16 protein-coding genes are annotated in these 17,348 nt (G+C 66.6%); 7 read left to right on the forward strand and 9 right to left on the reverse strand.

The window, feature by feature from the left end:
• Nucleotides 1–68: 68 nt before the first annotated feature.
• Nucleotides 69–770, forward strand: a complete 702-nt coding sequence (locus WKW82_RS18735) for an SGNH/GDSL hydrolase family protein (RefSeq protein ID WP_340343824.1) — start codon at nt 69–71, stop codon at nt 768–770.
• Between the two features lie 58 nt (nt 771–828).
• Here the strand turns inward: WKW82_RS18735 and opgC are convergent, their stop codons facing one another.
• Nucleotides 829–1,953, reverse strand: coding sequence for an OpgC domain-containing protein (gene opgC, locus WKW82_RS18740; protein WP_340343825.1), 1,125 nt, complete (start codon nt 1,951–1,953; stop codon nt 829–831).
• 181 nt (nt 1,954–2,134) lie between these two features.
• Between opgC and WKW82_RS18745 the strand changes: the two genes are divergently transcribed.
• The 3 genes from WKW82_RS18745 (at nt 2,135) to WKW82_RS18755 (ending at nt 5,734) form a co-directional block, all read left to right on the forward strand.
• The gene (locus tag WKW82_RS18745) at nt 2,135–2,794 is read left to right on the forward strand and encodes a response regulator (protein WP_340343826.1); all 660 of its coding nucleotides are present in this window, start codon (nt 2,135–2,137) and stop codon (nt 2,792–2,794) included.
• Nucleotides 2,791–4,137: a sensor histidine kinase gene (locus WKW82_RS18750; protein ID WP_340343827.1), complete on the forward strand. Its 1,347-nt coding sequence runs from the start codon at nt 2,791–2,793 to the stop codon at nt 4,135–4,137. The genes WKW82_RS18745 and WKW82_RS18750 overlap by 4 nt, the downstream gene beginning before the upstream one ends.
• Before the next feature lie 79 nt (nt 4,138–4,216).
• Nucleotides 4,217–5,734, forward strand: a complete 1,518-nt coding sequence (locus WKW82_RS18755) for a DegQ family serine endoprotease (RefSeq protein WP_340343828.1) — start codon at nt 4,217–4,219, stop codon at nt 5,732–5,734.
• Nucleotides 5,735–5,877: 143 nt separating this feature from the next.
• On the opposite strand, the gene WKW82_RS18760 is transcribed toward WKW82_RS18755, so the two are convergent.
• On the reverse strand, nt 5,878–6,429 hold the full coding sequence (locus tag WKW82_RS18760) for a tetratricopeptide repeat protein (protein WP_340343829.1): 552 nt from the start codon (nt 6,427–6,429) through the stop codon (nt 5,878–5,880).
• A gap of 470 nt (nt 6,430–6,899) precedes the next feature.
• On the opposite strand from WKW82_RS18760, the gene WKW82_RS18765 reads away from it, so the two are divergent.
• A complete protein-coding gene (locus tag WKW82_RS18765) occupies nt 6,900–8,636 on the forward strand; it encodes a dipeptidase (RefSeq protein ID WP_340343830.1) in 1,737 nt (578 codons plus the stop codon).
• A gap of 19 nt (nt 8,637–8,655) precedes the next feature.
• Here WKW82_RS18765 and WKW82_RS18770 read toward each other — a convergent pair whose 3' ends face one another.
• The 6 genes from WKW82_RS18770 to WKW82_RS18795 all read right to left on the reverse strand — a co-directional run bounded on the left by WKW82_RS18770 (nt 8,656) and on the right by WKW82_RS18795 (nt 14,551).
• Nucleotides 8,656–9,207: a hypothetical protein gene (locus WKW82_RS18770; protein WP_340343831.1), complete on the reverse strand. Its 552-nt coding sequence runs from the start codon at nt 9,205–9,207 to the stop codon at nt 8,656–8,658.
• A gap of 95 nt (nt 9,208–9,302) precedes the next feature.
• The gene (locus tag WKW82_RS18775; protein ID WP_340343832.1) at nt 9,303–10,226 is read right to left on the reverse strand and encodes an HpcH/HpaI aldolase/citrate lyase family protein; all 924 of its coding nucleotides are present in this window, start codon (nt 10,224–10,226) and stop codon (nt 9,303–9,305) included.
• An 8-nt stretch (nt 10,227–10,234) separates the two neighbouring features.
• Nucleotides 10,235–11,233, reverse strand: coding sequence for a tripartite tricarboxylate transporter substrate-binding protein (locus tag WKW82_RS18780; protein WP_340343833.1), 999 nt, complete (start codon nt 11,231–11,233; stop codon nt 10,235–10,237).
• Between the two features lie 20 nt (nt 11,234–11,253).
• Complete coding sequence (locus WKW82_RS18785; protein ID WP_340343834.1) at nt 11,254–12,444, reverse strand: CaiB/BaiF CoA transferase family protein; 1,191 nt, start codon at nt 12,442–12,444, stop codon at nt 11,254–11,256.
• A gap of 56 nt (nt 12,445–12,500) precedes the next feature.
• The gene (locus WKW82_RS18790) at nt 12,501–13,661 is read right to left on the reverse strand and encodes an acyl-CoA dehydrogenase family protein (protein ID WP_340343835.1); all 1,161 of its coding nucleotides are present in this window, start codon (nt 13,659–13,661) and stop codon (nt 12,501–12,503) included.
• Between the two features lie 35 nt (nt 13,662–13,696).
• Complete coding sequence (locus WKW82_RS18795; RefSeq protein WP_340343836.1) at nt 13,697–14,551, reverse strand: HTD2 family dehydratase; 855 nt, start codon at nt 14,549–14,551, stop codon at nt 13,697–13,699.
• A gap of 103 nt (nt 14,552–14,654) precedes the next feature.
• Between WKW82_RS18795 and WKW82_RS18800 the strand changes: the two genes are divergently transcribed.
• Nucleotides 14,655–15,593 carry a LysR substrate-binding domain-containing protein gene (locus WKW82_RS18800; protein WP_340343837.1) on the forward strand — a complete coding sequence of 313 codons (939 nt, stop codon included), beginning with the start codon at nt 14,655–14,657 and terminating at the stop codon, nt 15,591–15,593.
• 468 nt (nt 15,594–16,061) lie between these two features.
• On the opposite strand, the gene WKW82_RS18805 is transcribed toward WKW82_RS18800, so the two are convergent.
• Entirely contained in the window at nt 16,062–16,973 is a 912-nt protein-coding gene (locus WKW82_RS18805) for a protein NO VEIN domain-containing protein (RefSeq protein WP_340343838.1), read from the reverse strand.
• Nucleotides 16,974–17,067: 94 nt separating this feature from the next.
• On the opposite strand from WKW82_RS18805, the gene WKW82_RS18810 reads away from it, so the two are divergent.
• A complete protein-coding gene (locus tag WKW82_RS18810) occupies nt 17,068–17,328 on the forward strand; it encodes a hypothetical protein (RefSeq protein WP_340343839.1) in 261 nt (86 codons plus the stop codon).
• Nucleotides 17,329–17,348: the final 20 nt, after the last annotated feature.

The raw sequence follows: 17,348 nt of genomic DNA on the forward strand, positions 1-17,348 counted from the left end.
CAATGCCCGACGCACTACGGATTTCCACTTGCCGAAGACACTTTCGCGAGCTGGCGCTTTGCACAGCGATGCTGGCAGCGTTGGCCGCACCCGCAGTCCGCGCGCAAGACTTTCCCCCTCCACCACCCCCTGCGGGCATACAGGCCGCCGCCGAGGCACGTTGGCTCGGCGACCTCGCCGCCTTTGCGCGGGCAGACAAGGAGGCACCACCCGCACCGGAGGGCATCGTGTTCGTCGGAAGCTCGAGCATTCGCTTGTGGAAGCATCTTGCGGCGGACTTCCCCGGGCAGTCCGTCGTTCTCAATCGCGGCTTCGGCGGCTCGACGCTGGCCGATTGCAGCCTCCTGGTGCGCGAGTTGGTGCTGCGCTACAAGCCACGCCAAGTGGTCGTCTACGCCGGCGACAACGACCTGGCTGCAGGACACGCGCCACTGAAGGTGCTGACCAGCTACGTCCGTTTCTCCTCCGCCATTCGCGCCGAACTGCCGAACACGCGCATCAGCTTCATCTCCATCAAGCCCAGCCCCTCGCGCGCCGCCCTGCTCTCGCAGATCCGCGAGACCAACGACATCGTGGCTGCCTACCTGCGCACCCAGGCCAACAGCGATTTCATCGACATCTACACCCCCATGCTCGGCACCGACGGCCGCCCGCGCACGGAACTGTTCCTCCCCGACATGCTCCACATGACCGATGCCGGGTACCGCATCTGGCAATCCGCGGTGGCGCCCCACCTGTTGCCGCCCGAAACGATCAGCGCCAGGCATTGATCGTTGTCGAACGCCGGAGCGGACAGCCGAACCTCTGCGATCTCCGTTCGGCTCACCGTTACCGTATCCGGGAACCTCGACGCTCCCACCACAGCGTCATCCGCGCCACCGCGTACAGCCACGCGAACACCGCGGCGAGCAGCAAGGCATCCCCCCATGCGGGCCGGGCCAGTTGGTTGCTGCCGTAGAACGCAAGCGTCAGCAGCACCGCCACGAGATGCGCACAGAACACCGGCAACGAGGCCGAACCCATGGCCTCCAGCGGGCGCATCCGGCTTCGCGGCAGCCGCTCGATCACGCTGGGTCCGAAGCGCACCGCCAGCACGCCGAGCGCCGCGAAGTTGATGACCCGGAATGGCCCGAGCTGCCACTTGTCGAACAGCAGGTTCATGGCCACGTCACCGCCGTACGGCGCCTGCCCGTCGTCGCCGAAGTGGCGCCACACGAAGCAATACGCCGCCACCACGATCGACGACACCACGACCCACCACGGGAAGTGCAAGGGCTTCGCGCCCTGCGCCTGCCGCCCCATGCCGATCCACATGCCCGTGAACCAGACGAACTGCCAGGCAAAGGTATTGAACGAGCCCATTTCCTCGTAGGGCACCGACAGCCCGAATTGCCTCACGGCGACGCCGTAGGCCCACTCGCTCAGCCCGAACTGCGCCATCCCCCATAGCGCAACGCTCGCGATCATCACCAGCCCCCACCCATGCCGCAACGCGAAGCCCAGCACCCACGGGCTCACCAGCATGAAGAAGATGTACATCGGCAGGATGTCGAGCAGCGGCGGTTCGTAGACCAGCAACAGCCCGCTCACGAACGCGTCGCGTGGCTGCGCGAGGTAGTACGACACCAGGTCGGTCACGGCCGGCTGCTCGAAGCGCACGCCCAGGCCGGCGATCACGGTGAACAACAGCAGCAAGGTCGCCGCCTGCGCCAGCCACACCTTCAACGCCCGCCGCCCGAACGCCCACCGCATCGCCGTGATGCCCTGTCGTTGCGCAAGTCGGCTGTAGACCAGGCCCGACACGTAGGCCGAAAGCAACACGAAACCCTCGGCTGCCGAGACAAAACCGAAGGGCTGCCCCAGCGGATCGGTCAGGCGCGAAGGCAGGTGCGTGAGCGTCATCAGCACGAGCATGAGCCCGCGCAGGGCGTCGATTTCCCATTGACGCTTCATCGTGATGGCAGGGGTGAAAGAGGCAGGGTGCCGAAAGGCAAGACGGGCGATGCTACAGGCTTGGAGTGCCCCGACGGTCAAGCTGCGCCCGGCCCGCCCCCACATCGCCTCAAGCACCTGTTCAGACCGGCTTAAGCGGCGAAACGACAATCAGGCTCCAGCTCAACCTTCCGGGACCACCATGCGCCTGCTGCTCGTAGAAGACGACACCATGATCGGCGAATCGCTGCTCGATCTGCTGCGCGGCGAGCACTATGCGGTCGACTGGGTGCGCGACGGCGAAATGGCCGACACCGCGCTGCGCTCCCAGAACTACGACCTGATGCTGCTCGACCTGGGCCTGCCGCGCCGCGATGGGCTCGATGTGCTGCGCAGCCTGCGTGCAAGGCGCGACAGCGTGCCGGTGCTGATCGCCACCGCGCGCGATGCGGTCGGCGACCGCGTGGCCGGCCTTGATGCAGGCGCCGACGACTACGTCGTCAAACCCTACGACATGACCGAGCTGCTGGCCAGAATCCGCGCCCTGATCCGCCGCCGCGCCGGCCACGGCGAGCCGGTGTTCTCGCACATGGGCGTGACGCTCAACCCCGCGACGAAGGAAGCCACGCTCAACAACCTGCCCGTGCTGCTGTCCGCGCGCGAATGGGCTGTGATCGAGCCGCTGATCGCGCGGCCCGGCGTGCTGCTGTCGCGTGCGCAATTGGAAGAGAAGCTCTACAGCTGGAAGGACGACATCAGCAGCAATGCGGTCGAGGTCTACATCCACGGCCTGCGCAAGAAGCTCGGCGCCGGGCTCATCCAGACGGTGCGCGGCCTCGGCTACATGGTGCCGCGCGAATGAGCGCAAAAGCGCGCGGGCCGCTTCACTCGCTGCGCGGGCGCTTGCTGCTATTCGTGCTCGCATCGATCCTGCTGGCTGGCCTCGGCCTCGGCATCACGACCTATCGCGGTGCGTTGCGCGATGCCGATGCGCTGTTCGACATGCACCTGCAGCAGATGGCGCACACCTTGCGCGGCAGCACCCTGCTCGGCAGCAACGCCGATGGCGATTTTGGCGAAGAAGGCTACGACGTCTTCGTGCAGATCTGGGGGCCGGACGGCACGCAGGTGTTCCGCTCCGCGCGTGCCGAGTTGCCGCCCCAAGCCGTGCTGGGTTTTTCCGATGCCACCGTGGGCGGCACGCGCTACCGCGTCTATTCGCTGCAGACGCCGTTGCAGACCGTGCAGATCGCGCAGGACATGGACGCGCGCCAGGCCCGCGCACGCGGCCTGGCCCTGCGCGCGACGCTGCCTTTGGCCTTGATGGCGCCACTGCTGATGCTGGCGGTCGGCTGGATCATCACGCGCTCGCTGGCGCCGGTGCAGCGCATGCAGCGCGAGGTCGCGGGCCGGGCCGACGACGACCTCTCGCCCCTGTCGATGCAGGGCCTGCCCGACGAGGTGCGCCCGCTGGTACAGGAACTGAACCTGCTGTTCGAGCGCGTGGACAATGCCTTCGACGCGCAGCGCAACTTTGTGGCAGACGCGGCCCATGAATTGCGATCGCCGCTGACCGCGCTGAAATTGCAGGCCGAATCACTGCGCCGGGCCGCCGACGACGCCAGCCGGGAGCAGGCCACGGTGCGCCTGCAGCAGGGCATCGACCGGTCGATCCGGCTCGTGGGCCAGTTGCTCGCGCTGGCGCGGCAGGAGTCGGCGTCGATGCCGCCAGACGACCCGAGCCAGACGGTCGACCTGGAGGCGCTGGTCGCCGAGGCCATCGCGGCCGTATTGCCGCAGGCGCAGCAGCGCCAGATCGACCTGGGTCTCGCAGAATCCGTGCCCGCGACCGTGCAGGGCCAACCTGCCGCGCTGCACATCCTGCTGGGCAACCTGCTCGACAACGCGGTGAAGTACACGCCGGTGGATGGGCGCATTGATGTGACCCTTTCCCTGGAAGCCGATGCGCCGGTGCTTCGCGTCGAAGACAGCGGCCCGGGCATTCCCGAAGCGGACCGCGAGCGCGCCTTCGACCGCTTCTACCGCGCGGCCGACGCAGGGGCCAGCGGCAGCGGGCTGGGCCTGGCGATCGTGCAAGCGATCGCGCAGCGGCATGGCGCCACGGTTCGGCTCGGGAAATCGGATCGGCTGGGCGGCCTGAAGGTCAGCGTGTCCTTTCCGGCAGCGGCGCCCTCGGCTGCTTGAGCCCGCGCCTCGCGCCGATTAAGCCCCTCCTAAGCCCCGCTCCTCATCATTCCGTCATCCACTTCACAAGGACCGAATCATGAGTCTCCAATCCCTCACCCCCACCCGCCTGATGCTGGCACTCGTCACCGCCGGCGTCATTGGCGGCGTCAGCGTCCAGGCGCTGGAAGGGACACACGCGTTTGCGGCAACGCCACCGGTCGCCACGGCGACCACCACCACCGGCATTCCGGTGGCGTTGCCGGATTTTTCGCAGATCACCGCGCAGAACGGCCCGGCCGTGGTGAATATCAGCGTGGTCGGCACGCGCTCGGCCGATGAAACGGCCAGCAACGACGGCGGCAACCCCTTTGCCGACGGCGATCCGCTCGGCGAATTCTTCAAGCGCTTCGGCGGTGTGCCTCCGGGCATGCAGCAACCCGGCAAGCGTGGCCAGCGCGGCGCGCCTTCGCAACCCGATGCCCAGACCGTGCGCGGCCAGGGCTCCGGCTTCATCGTGAGCGCGGACGGGATCATCCTGACCAACGCGCACGTGGTGAAGGGCGCCAAGGAAGTGATCGTCAAGCTCACCGATAGGCGCGAACTCAAGGCCAAGGTGCTGGGCGCCGACCCCAAGACCGATGTCGCGGTCCTCAAGGTCGAGGCCAAGAACCTGCCGGTGGTCAAGCTCGGCAGTGTCGACAACCTGCAGGTCGGCGAATGGGTGCTGGCGATCGGCTCGCCCTTCGGCTTCGAGAACACGGTAACGGCCGGCGTGGTGAGCGCCAAGGGTCGCTCGCTGCCGGACGACAGCGCCGTGCCCTTCATCCAGACCGACGCGGCGGTGAACCCCGGCAATTCGGGCGGCCCGCTGTTCAACTCGCGCGGCGAAGTGGTCGGCATCAACTCGCAGATCTACAGCCGCACCGGCGGCTACCAGGGCGTGTCCTTCGCGATCCCGATCGACCTGGCCACCAAGATCGAGAAGCAGATCGTCGCGACGGGCAAGGTCGAGCATGCGCGGCTGGGCGTGTCGGTGCAGGAGGTGAACCAGACGCTGGCCGATTCCTTCAAGCTGGACAAGCCGGAAGGCGCGCTGATCGCCAACGTCGAGAAGGGTGGCCCGGCCGACCAGGCCGGCCTGCAGACCGGGGATGTGATCCGCAAGGTCGACGGCAAGCCGATCGTCTCGTCGGGCGACCTGCCATCGGTGATCAGCATGGCCACGCCGGGCTCGAAGGTGCAGCTCGACATCTGGCGCAAGGGCTCGGCCGAGACGATCACGGCCAAGCTCGGCAATGCCGCCGACAAGGCCGAGAAGGTCGCGAGTGCGAACGACGCGGCCGGCCAGGGCAAGCTGGGCCTGGCGCTGCGTCCGCTGCAACCCGATGAGCGGCGCGAGGCCGGTGTCGACAGCGGCGGCCTGGTGGTCGAGGCGGCGCGTGGTCCTGCGGCGATGGCGGGTGTGCAAGCCGGCGACGTGTTGCTCGCGGTCAATGGCACGCCGGTGCGCAGCGTCGACCAGGTGAAGGACGTGATGAGCAAGTCGCCCGCCTCGGTGGCGCTGCTGGTGCTGCGCGGGGACGACAAGATCTTCGTGCCGGTGCGGATCGGCTGACGAAGGCGTGAATCTTCCACTGCGGACGCCGGGTTCAACTTGAAGCGGCACCCGTCCCGGCTTGGAGCTGTCCAGCTTGCGTGCCTTGCGCAGCGCAACGAAGCGCGGCTCCGACCGCAGCGCCGCCCGGTGATCGTCGTCCTTCAGGTAGACCATGCGGACGTCGCGAAGGGCAAGTCCCAGTTCCAGCGATGCCAGCGCTGTCGCGGCTCCCCCAACGCGGCGTGGAGCGATGCGAAGGAAGTCGGCAGGACATAACGGATCTTCGAATCGCTCAGCCATTGGCCATGGATGCTGCGGGCCTCGTGTTGCTGCCCCAGCCGCGCAAGCTCCACGCCAGGCACGGCGCGCGGCCGCGTCGCATCGGGCAGCGTCGCGGCGCGGCGCAGTGCGGCGATGCCCTGTGCCGTGCGTTGCTCTGCCAATTCCAGCAATCCGAATCCCAGGTGGGTCAGCCAAGGATCGGGCGCAATGGCCATCGAGCGGCTCAAGCGGATCCGGGCGTCCTCGAATTCGCCGGCGCCCAGGAGAAAGCTGGCCTGATCCTCATGCGCTTCGACCCCGACGGGACGCTGGCGGGCACGCAAGAGGCCAAGGTCACAAGAACGCTCTCCGAAGATGGCAACAGCTTTACCGGTTCGGGCTCCGGTCAGGTCATCACCCGGAAGGCAAGGCTCTTGCCACGACGTGCGCAACCGACGCGGGTTCGCGCGTGAGTTGGTCGTGCAGCCGTCGCGGCAGCGCGACCGCGTGTACCTCTCCACGCCGCTGCCCACCTGGGAACCGCCCTTTGTCGCTCACCTGGCGCACACCGGCAGCCGCTTCGTCAGCGTCATGGCGCACGGAGTTGAGTTAAACCTAGAAAAAGCAGTTGACCGCGCTCAACCTTTGGAAAAGCAGCATGGAGCCTGAAACTTCTGCCTTCGATCACGTTCACCGCCGGGGTGATAGCGCTATGCACCCGATTGCACCGCGCTCGACGCGCCATGCGGCGTTGCTCGGCCTTGCGGGCATGAGCCCGCCGCGTTCTACCGCCTTGCCTGGCACGCCGATCACGGCGCACTCGGGCGCATCCAACTGCTTTTTCTGGGTTAAAACAAGCTTGCGTCCGACGCACCTTGCCCGGGTCGCGTCGTCAAGACAAGAACGTTCAGCGGAGCCCTCCATGAAGAAATCCTCCTTCCTCCCACTCGGCATCGCGCTGGCGCTGGCCCTCGCGGCCTCGGCAACCGTGGCCGACACGATCAAGAAGCCCGGGCTCGACAAGCTCGTCGCCGCGCAGCAGGCCACGCCTGCTACCGACTTCAACACCTTCCTCGACGCGGCAGCCAAGTCCGACCCGGCGCTCCAGCCGGCCGTCGATGCATATCGCAAGAAGGCCCCGCTCGCCGGTGACGACCTCATCAACATCAGCCGCCTGCTCGGCCTCTACAACCGCCTTCGCAACCATGACGCGGTGATCGCCGCCACGGCGCGCATGGTGGCGATTCCGACGGTGCGCGACGACAAGATCCCGCCGCACGAGAACAAGGCCATCATCACGTTCGGCACGCTGGTCGAAGGCATGGCCAAGGACTTCGGCCTGCAGTTCCGCAACGTCGACAACCGCATCTTCGAGGTCAAGCTGCCCGCCAACACTGCAACGACCGGCAGCGAATTCGGCATCCTCACGCACGCCGACGTGGTGCCGGTCGTGGCCGACGAATGGGTGCTGGACGACGGTACGAAGCTCGACCCCTTCAAGCTCACGCGCGTGGGCGACTACCTCTATGGCCGCGGCACCATCGACGACAAGGGCTCGATCGCGGCCGTGCTGTTCGCGATGAAGACGGTGAAGGAAAGCGGCCTGCCGCTGGATCGCACGATTCGACTCATGATCGAGACCACCGAGGAAACCGGCGGCGATGCGATGAAGTACTACCGCGCCAAGACCGCCCTGCCCGACTACAACATCGTGCTCGACAGCAAGTATCCAGCCGTTGTGGCGGAGAAGGGCACGGGTGCGCTGAAGGTGTTCTTCCCGGCCGAGCCCGCCGATGGCACGACAACGGCGATCGTCGCGATGGCGGGCGCCGCGGCCGCCAACACGGTCCCGCAGAACGCGACCGCGAAACTGAAGGGCGGCGACCCGGCGACCGTCGCCGCGAAACTGAACGCTGCCAAGGCCGCTTTCATGCAGAAGTACGAAAGCCAGGGCGGCAAGTTCGCGATCGATGTGGCGCAGGGCGCCGAGGGCGTGGACGTCAAGGTGACGGGCGTTTCGGCCCACGGCTCGCGTCCCGAAGAGGGCGTGAACCCGCTGCCGCGCCTGGCGTTGTTCCTGCAGGGGTCCGGCGTGCCGCTCGCCGACAACCACTACGCGAAGGCGACGAAGTACCTGGTCGACCTCTACGGCACCGGCTACCTCGGCGAGAAGATGGGTCTTGGCTACAAGGACGACTTCATGGGCCCGCTGACCTTCTCGCCCAACCTCATCCGCGAGAGCGACGGCAAGCTCGAAGTCACGACCAACGTGCGCATGCCGCGCGGCCGCACGCCCGAGGAACTCCAGAAGGCCGTCACCGCCAAGGTCGACGCCTGGGCCGCGTCCCATGCCGCGAAGATCACCATCGACTACAACCAGGGCGAGTGGATGGCGCGCGATCCCAAGGGGGCGTGGCTGTCGACGCTGCTCAACATCTTCGGCGACACCACCGGCCTCGAAGCCAAGCCCGTGCCCACGGCCGGCAGCACCACGGCCAAGTTGATGCCCAACGCCATCAACTTCGGACCGGCCATGCCGGGCAAGAAATACACGGCGCACAACGCGAAGGAATTCAAGGAAGTGGCCGACCTGGATGCCGACATGCAGATGTTCACCGAGATGCTCGTGCGCATCGGGAACCTGAAGCAGATGCAATAGGCGCGATTCGCGGCTCAGCTCAGTTTTGCGCCGAGGGCTCCGGCGAGCCAGGCAACCCGCGCACCCTTCCGTCGGCGATGAACGCGCCGCCGACCAGCATGCGGAAGGCCGCGTCGCGCTGGAACTTCGGCAATGCGAGGGCTGGCGCCAGGAACTCGATTTGCACGGCATGCGGCTGGCCGCGCCGCACGAGTTCGCCGGGGCGCACGAACCAGCGTGCGGTGAAGCCATCGTTGCCGACGACCAGCGCGCAACGGTGCTCGCCGATGGCGGCAGGCACGTCCTCGCTCGGCACCGATGTCGCGCGCAAGGTGAGTTCCACCCACACATGCGGATTGAAAGTCTCCGGCCCACCGAAGGTCTCCGGCTCGGGCGCAGGTGGACGCCGCAGCCGCCCGATGAGCCACCCGATGATGTTGCCGACGATCGGCAGCCACAGCAGCATCAACAAGGTGCCGATGTCGCGCAGCATCGAACCCTGGGCCGCGAACTGCCGCAGCAGCGCGCCTCCCACGGCCAGGCACAGCAGGACGATCACGATCAGCTTGCGCCGGGACTGGATGGTTGTCATGCCTCGATCGTATCGGGCTCGGACTGCGCACTCGGCAAGGGCTCTGGCTGAACCGGCCACCGCCCTCCACAAGAGCGGCCGGGGTTCCCCGCGGCTCAGGTCCGCACGGTGCTGGAGTCCGCGGCTCGCGCCATCGTGCGGCGTGCCTGCAATACGACGGGCAGGTCCACCATGCGGCCATCCAGTTGCACCGCTGCGCCCTCCGCCGCGGCATCGGCGGCAATCACGCGGCGTGCCCATTCCAGTTCGGGCTCGGTCGGCGCCAGCGCCTGATGAACCATGGCCACCTGGCGCGGATGGATGCACAGCTTGGCGCCATAGCCGAAGCGCAGCGCGCGCTGGGCATCGATGCGCAGTCGCGCTTCGTCATCGATCTGCACCGTCACGCCATCGACGGCGGGTGCGAGCCGGTTCAGGCGCGTTGCGATCGCGACGGCGAAGCGCAGTGGCGCCAGTTCGCTTTCCTGCTCGTCGCACTGGATGCCAACGTCGGCCATGAAATCGATGTGCCCGACCGCCAGGCGCAGTACGCCGGGTGCTGCGGCCAAGGAAGGGAGCGCGGCATATCCCGCAGCGCTCTCGATGATCGGCAGGGTGACGATCCCATCCAGGCGCTCGTGCACGGCGGCGAGAGCCTCGCGCGACTCGGCCTTGGGCACCATGACGGCGGCGGGTCGCGGATTCAAGCCCTTCAGCCAGGCCAGGTCGTCTTCACCGGCTGCAGTGTCGGATGCGTTGATCCGCACCACCAGCGGCACGTCGCAGGCCTGGAGGGCGGCCCATTCGCGCGCGATGGCCGTGCGTGCCGAGCCCTTGTCCGCGGCAGGCACGCTGTCTTCCAGGTCCAGGATGACGACGTCGGCGCCGCTGCGCGCGGCCTTCTGGAAGCGCTCCGGCCGGTTGCCCGGTACGAACAGCAGGCTGCGCGCCTGGGCGCAGCGCTGGGTCTGGGCGTCCGACTTCGATGCGCCGGCGCCGTGGACCGGCATCGCGCCGGCTTCGAGGTGCGTTCGTGGCATGGCTTGCGTCAATCCGCGAACTGGCCTGCGGCCTTGATGACCGGGGCGTAGCGCGCCGTTTCCTGCGTCAGCCATGTCTGCAGGCCAGCCGGCGTCTGCTTCGCCTCCGGCACGATGACCGCACCCAACTCGTCCATGCGCTTGACCACAGCCGGATCGGCCAGGGCCGTACGCAGCGCACCGCCGAACTTGTCGATGGCCTCCTTGGGCGTGCCCTTGGGTGCGTAGATGCCGTGCCAGACGACGATCTCGGCGCCCTTGAGGCCCTGCTCCGACAGTGTCGGCGCATCGGGCATCGACTTGATCCGTGCCGGCGTGGTCACGCCGTACAGCTTCACCGAACCGGCCTTGATGTACTGCGTGGTCGACGTCGTCTGGTCGCACAGCAGGTCGACCTGGCCGGCCAGCAGCGCATTCATCGCCGGGCCGGTGCCCTGGTAGGGAACGGTGGTGAGGTTGGCACCGGTCGCCTGGCGGAACAGCATCCCGCAGAGGTGCGACACGGCGCCCAGCCCCGCATGCGCCAGCGTGACCTTGTCGCCATTGGCCTTGAGGTAGGCGCGCAGTTCGTTGAAGTCCTTGGCGGGCAGGTCCTTGCGGCCTAGGAGCGTCATCGGCACGTCGATGACCTGGCTCACGTACTCGAAGTCGGTGAGCGGGTTGTATGAGAGCTTGCGGTACAGCGCGGGCGCGGTCGCCATGCCGTTGTGGTGGATCAGGAAGGTGTAGCCGTCGGGCTTGGCCCTGGCGGTGTAGGTGGCGGCGATGGTGCCGCCGGCGCCGGTCTTGTTCTCGATGAGCACAGGCTGATGGAGCGTGCGGGTCATGGCGGCGCCGAGGATTCGCGCAACGAGGTCGGTCGGGCCACCGGCCGAGAAGGGTACGACGAGGGTGACGGGCTTGTCGGGATAGGCCTGCGCCAGCGCGACTGGCGTCGAGAGCGCGGACACGAGGGCGAGCGCGCAGCCAGCGGCGATACGACGGCGCTTTGCAAAGGTGTGATTCATGGATGTCTCCAGTGATTTGTTCAGATGGCTTTGGCGCTGCGCATCGCGTCCATTGCATCCGGGCTGTAGCCCAGTTCCGCGAGGATCGATGCCGTGTGCTGTCCGAGTGCGGGCACGGCGTCCATGCGGGGCGCGAAGTTTCCGTTCTGGCCGGGTGGCAGCAGCGCGGGAACGGGGCCTGTCGGCGTCTCGACCTGGGTCCAGCGGCCGCGTGCTTGCAACTGGGCATGCGACCACACGTCTCGCATGTCGTTCATGCTCGCGTTGGCAATCTGTGCGTCGTCGAGACGTGCGATCACCTGTTCGGCGCTGAGTGCGGCAAAGGTCTCGACGATGAGCGCCCGCACTTCCTGCCTGGCGGCCGTGCGCTTCGAGTTCGATGCGAAGCGTTCATCCGTTGCGAGTTCCGGTCGCTGCAACACGACGCGGCAGAAGGCTTCCCATTCGCGCTCGTTCTGCAGCCCGAGCATCACGGTCTTGCCATCCCCGGCGGGGAAAGGTCCGTACGGATAGATGGTCGCGTGCGCGGCGCCAGCGCGGGGCGGCGGCGTGGCGCCGTCGAAGGCGTAGTACAGCGGATAGCCCATCCACTCGACCATGCTCTCCAGCATCGACACATCGATGCGGCAACCCTTGCCGGTGCGCCCGCGCTGGATGAGGGCCGACAGGATGTTGGTGTAGGCGTACATGCCCGCCGCGATGTCGGCGATGGAACAGCCGGCCTTCGCCGGTTCATCGGGGGAACCGGTGATCGAGAGGAAGCCCGACTCGCTCTGGATCAGCAAGTCGTAGGCCTTCTTGTCGCGGTACGGGCCCTTGTTCTGCGGGTCGTCGCCGTAGCCCGAGATATCGCAGACGATGAGTCGCGGATGCTTCTCGCACAAGGCTTCGTAGGACAGGCCGAGGCGCGCCGCAGCGCCCGGCGCGAGGTTCTGCACGAGCACGTCGGCGCCTTCGATCAGCTTCGCCAATACGTCCTGCGCCTGCGGCTGCTTGACGTCGAGCGTGAGGCTTTCCTTCGAGCGGTTGGTCCAGACGAAGTGCGAGGCCATGCCGCGCACGCGTTCGTCATAGGCGCGGGCGAAGTCACCGCTGCCGGGCCGCTCGACCTTGATGACGCGCGCGCCGAGGTCGGCCAGTTGCCGTGTGCAGAACGGCGCCGCGATGGCGTGCTCCAGGGTGACGACGGTGATGCCATCGAGGGGTCTCATGATCGACTCCACAGGGGGCAGCGAATGAAGTGGGCGTGGCGCATGGTGTCGTTGCCTTAGAAGGAGCGCGGGAGACCCAGCAGATGCTCGGCCACGTACGAGAAGATGAGGTTGGTCGAGATCGGCGCGACCTGGTACAGCCGCGTCTCGCGGAACTTGCGCTCGATGTCGTATTCGTTCGCAAAGCCGAAGCCGCCGTGCGTCTGCATGCACACGTTGGCCGCTTCCCACGACGCCTTCGCCGCGAGGTACTTCGCCATGTTGGCCTGCGCGCCGCACGGCTGGTTGGCGTCGAACAATTCGGCCGCCTTGAAGCGCATGAGGTTGGCCGCCTCGATCTCGATGAAGGCGTCCGCGATCGGGAACTGCACGCCCTGGTTCTTGCCGATGGGCCGGTCGAACACGATGCGTTCGTTCGCATACTTCGTGGCCCGGTCGATGAACCAGTAGCCGTCGCCGATGCACTCGGCCGCGATCAGCGTGCGCTCGGCGTTGAGGCCGTCGAGGATGTACTTGAAGCCCTTGCCTTCCTCGCCGATGAGGTTCTCCTCGGGGATCTCGAGGTTGTCGAAGAAGAGTTCGTTGGTCTCGTGGTTGACCAGGTTGGGAATGGGCCGCACTGTCATGCCATTGCCGATGGCGTGCTTCAGGTCGACGATGAAGATCGACATGCCTTCGGACTTCTTCTTGACGTCCGCCAGCGGCGTGGTGCGCGCCAGCAGGATCATCAGGTCGGAGTGCTGCACACGCGAGATCCAGACCTTCTGGCCGTTGACGACGTAGCGGCCGTCCTTCTTCACGGCGGTGGTCTTGATCTTGGTGGTGTCGGTGCCGGTGGTCGGCTCGGTCACGGCCATGGACTGGATGCGCAGCTTGCCGGCGGCGATGGGCGGCAGGTACTTGTCCTTCTGCGCCTTGCTGCCATTGCGCAGCAGCGTGCCCATGTTGTACATCTGGCCATGCACCGCGCCGGAGTTGCCGCCGCTGCGGTTGATCTCTTCCATGATCACGGTCGCAGCGGTCAGGCCGAGACCGGTGCCGCCGTATTCCTCCGGGATCATCGCGGCGAGCCAGCCGGCTTCCATGAGGGCATCGACGAACTTCTCGGGGTAGGCGCGTTGCTCGTCGACCTTGCGGAAGTACTCGTCGGGGAATTGCGAGCACAGGTGGCGCACGGCATCGCGGATTTCCTGGTGCTGGTCGGATTCGTTGTACATGGGTGTCGTCTCTTTGTGTGTGGTGAAGTGGATGTTCAGGCGAGGGTGGCGGTGGCTTCCATCGCCAGTGCGCCGTCGGTGTGTTTCGCCCAGAGCTGGACGGTGCGGCCGTCTTCGCTGCGGCGGCCGCAGACCTCGAAGGGCGTGGTGTCGAAGGTGGGCTTCATCGCACGGAATGCGAAGCGCGTGACCGTGCTATCCGGCAGGTTGCGCCGCAACAGGTCCAGCAGCAGCGTCGCGATCAGCGGGCCGTGCACGATGAGGCCGGGATAGCCCTCGACCTCGGTGACATAGCGGCGGTCGTAGTGGATGCGGTGGCCGTTGAAGGTCAGGGCCGAGTAGCGGAAAAGGAAGACGTCGTCGGCCTGGATGGGGCGCACCCAATCGTGTTCGGTGGGCGCGAGTTGCACGGGCGGCACCGGGTCGCCTGGCTTGGGGTTGTCGCGGTAGACGATGTCGTGCTCTTCGTGGATTGCCACGCCGTGTTCGTCGGAGATCTCGTGGTGCACACGCACGAACACCAGCGAGCCACTGCGCCCTTCCTTGCCACTGACATCGGCGATGCGCGAGTCGCGGCGGATGCTGCTGCCGATGGCCAGCGGGCGCAGGAAGTCGATGCGGCTGCCGGCCCACATGCGGCGCGGCAGCGGTACCGGCGGAAGGAAGCCGCCGCGTTGCGGATGGCCGTCGGCACCGATCTCCGATTGCCGCGCCATCGGCAGGAAGTACAGCCAGTGCCAGCACGGCGGGACCGGATCGCCGGGCTGCGGAGTGGCGTCGTCGCGGTCCAGCGTGGCCGAAAGGCCTTGCACTGGCGTGGCGGCGGCAATGTCGTTGCGCGATTCGGTGCGGCCGATCCAGTTGCGCAGGTGTTCGATGTCGAGGGTCATCCGGGGTCTCCTTGCTTGTTCTCGTCGAGGTCGATTCTGGTTGGCGCCATGCTATTTGTGAAATACATTGTCGGCCTACGAGCTATATGACAAACACCTAGCCATGGAACTGCGCCAGCTGCGCTACTTCGTCGGGGTCTGCGAGGCCGGCAGCCTGTTGCAGGCGGCCAGCCGGCTGCATGTGGCGCAGCCTGCGCTCGGCCAGCAGATCGCGGCGTTGGAACACGAGGTGGGCGGCAAGCTGTTCGAGCGATCCAGCCGCGGCATGGCGCTGACCGAGGCCGGGCGGGCCTTCCTGGAGCATGCGCGGGTGGTGCTGGCGGACGTGGAGCGTGCGCGGCTCTCGGTGCGCGATGCCAATGCCGTGCCGCGCGGCGATGTCGCCATCGGCCTGCCCACGACCATCGCGCTGCTGGTTACGGTGCCGTTGCTGAAGGCCTGCCGAGAACGGCTGCCCCACGTGCGGCTGAAGGTGGTCGAGGCCTACAGCGGCTTCCTGAGCGAATGGCTGCGCGCCGGCCGGCTCGATCTGGCGATCCTCTTCGGTGACGCCTCCGAGCCTGCGCTGGCCAAGCGCGCGCTGCTGGAAGAACGGCTGGCGCTGGTCACCCATGCCAACGGACCGCGCATCGCCGCGCGCATCGCTCTGGCCAAGGTGGCGGCCTATCCCCTGGTGTTGCCTGGTCGAGAGCACGGGCTGCGCCGCATCATCGACCAGGCCTGCTCGGCGGCATCGATCGAACTCGACGTGATCGCCGAGGTCGACTCGCTGACCAGCGTGAAGAAGGCGGTCGAGGCAGGCATCGGCAGCACCATTCTTTCGATGGCATCGGTGGCCGAGGAAGTGGCTGCGGGGAAGCTGCGTGCTGCCATCGTGACCGACGAAGGGATGGCGCGGCGCGTGGTGTGTGCGACCAATTTCGCGCGCCCTTCAACGCCAGCTGCCGCGGCGGTGATCGCGCTGGCGACGGAGCTGATCCAGCAGATGGTGAAGTCCGGCGCGTGGCCCGCGCGGTGGATCGATGCCGGGGCGGGGCGGTGAGTCAGGAGTCTCGGGGAGTACCGGGACTTTCACTCATTCTTTTCAACAACTCAGTGCGCATTGGCAGTGATTATCCCGGGCACTTGTCCCAGCTTGGCATCTGTTCCGATGTTGGGACCGAACGCCCCTCCTTGATTTCCCACGAATACCGACACCGTGGACAAGCAGCGGTCGGCGACGAACGCATTCCAAGAAACTGGAAGCAAACGATTCCGGCTATGGCGACCCCAACTGCAATTCCGCCAATGAAGACATCTCTCCAATTGGGCGACAGTGTCTCCGGCAGGAAGACATACGCAGCCGCGGCACCCACAAGACCGACCGCGACGCCACCCAAGAACACCATGTTGCGGCGCGTTTGATTTCGTCTTGCCAAGTTCTTCGCCGCAAGTGCCTCGGACGCCAGTTGGGAAGAAACCGATTCGGGCATTTCGAAAGCACCAGAAGGACGCCAAGCCACAACTACAACTACGACTCCAGCCCAGGCACCTTCTCCACCTCATCCGGCTTGTAGATCTTGTGCTGAGCCGCCGGCCCGATCGCATCCGTCACTACCACCAGCCGCCAGAGATCGCCCTTGTCGGCGCCAGCACGTTCCTCGTCCGTGAGCTTGAAGGTCTTCACCCCCGGGGCGGTGCCCTTCACCGCGAGCTTGAGCAGGGTCTTGCCCTTCTTGTCGGTCACCTCGATGTCGTAGCCCAGCTTCTGGCTCGACACGTTCTCGGGCTTGTAGCCGTAGCCGGCGAAATGCTTGGTCAGGTAGTCGATCGCAGCCGCGTGCACCGACTCCGGCGTGATGTCGCCGGCGGCGACTGCCTGCAGCGGTGCCGCCGGGACACTGCCCCGTGCCCGCGCAACTTTCACCTCGTCCTCGGTCGGCAGCCAACCTTGCGGACCGCGCACCAGCACAGCGACCTTCTCGTCGGCATCCCACGCAGCGACATGCCATTCCTGCTCATCCTGCACGCGCACCGACACCTTGGCGGCCTTGTCGGTCTCCAGGCCGGCGATGGCAACGCGGTTGGTCTGCAGCACGGCCCGCACGCTGAGGCCCAGGTCCAGTGAGCGCTTGAGCAGTTGCATCCGGTCCTTGGCGCGTTGCGATTGCAAGGCGGTGCGTTCACCGCCGCCGCCGAGCCGATGGTGCGTGTCCAGCGACTCCAGGTAGAACCAGCGTCCACCCGTGCCGACGCTCACGAATTCGGCCCAGATGGTGATGATGACGTTGTCGCCCGATGCGAGCCAAGCCTGGTCGGAGGCCTTCTCGCGCGCATCGAACACGCCCATCCTGGAGATGATGTCCACGGGCGTGCGCTTCTCGCCCGTCAGGCGTTTTTCATTGATGACCGCGAGTACCGCGGGGTCGACTTCTTTGTCCATGGGAATGACTGGCTTGAATGGGGGGTGCGGCCGCGACAGCGGGCCGCTCGGACGCGTATTGTCGCGGGCCGGCGCCTCGTGGCAACTCGACAGCTTGTTCGGCATCATTCGCGCACCGGCCGTCACCCCCAAAGTCGCGCGCATGCAGGAAGCCTTGCGAGTTGAAGTGGATCACCATGAAGGCATCGCGGCTCGCCGCCAGCAGGATGCCGATCTCCACCAGAATGGCGACGAAGGGCAGCAGGACGACGAAGACAATCAGGGCTCGCCAGCGCAAGCACCGCCGCGTACAAGAGCGTTTCCCCTTGCAGGGGGAACAGGAAAAACCGGGGCAATCGCAACCAGAATGGCGTGATGGCGGCGTCGGTACGCCCG

Origin of the sequence: Variovorax rhizosphaerae (assembly GCF_037889975.1) — a bacterium.
Taxonomy (GTDB): Bacteria; Pseudomonadota; Gammaproteobacteria; order Burkholderiales; family Burkholderiaceae_C; genus Variovorax; species Variovorax rhizosphaerae.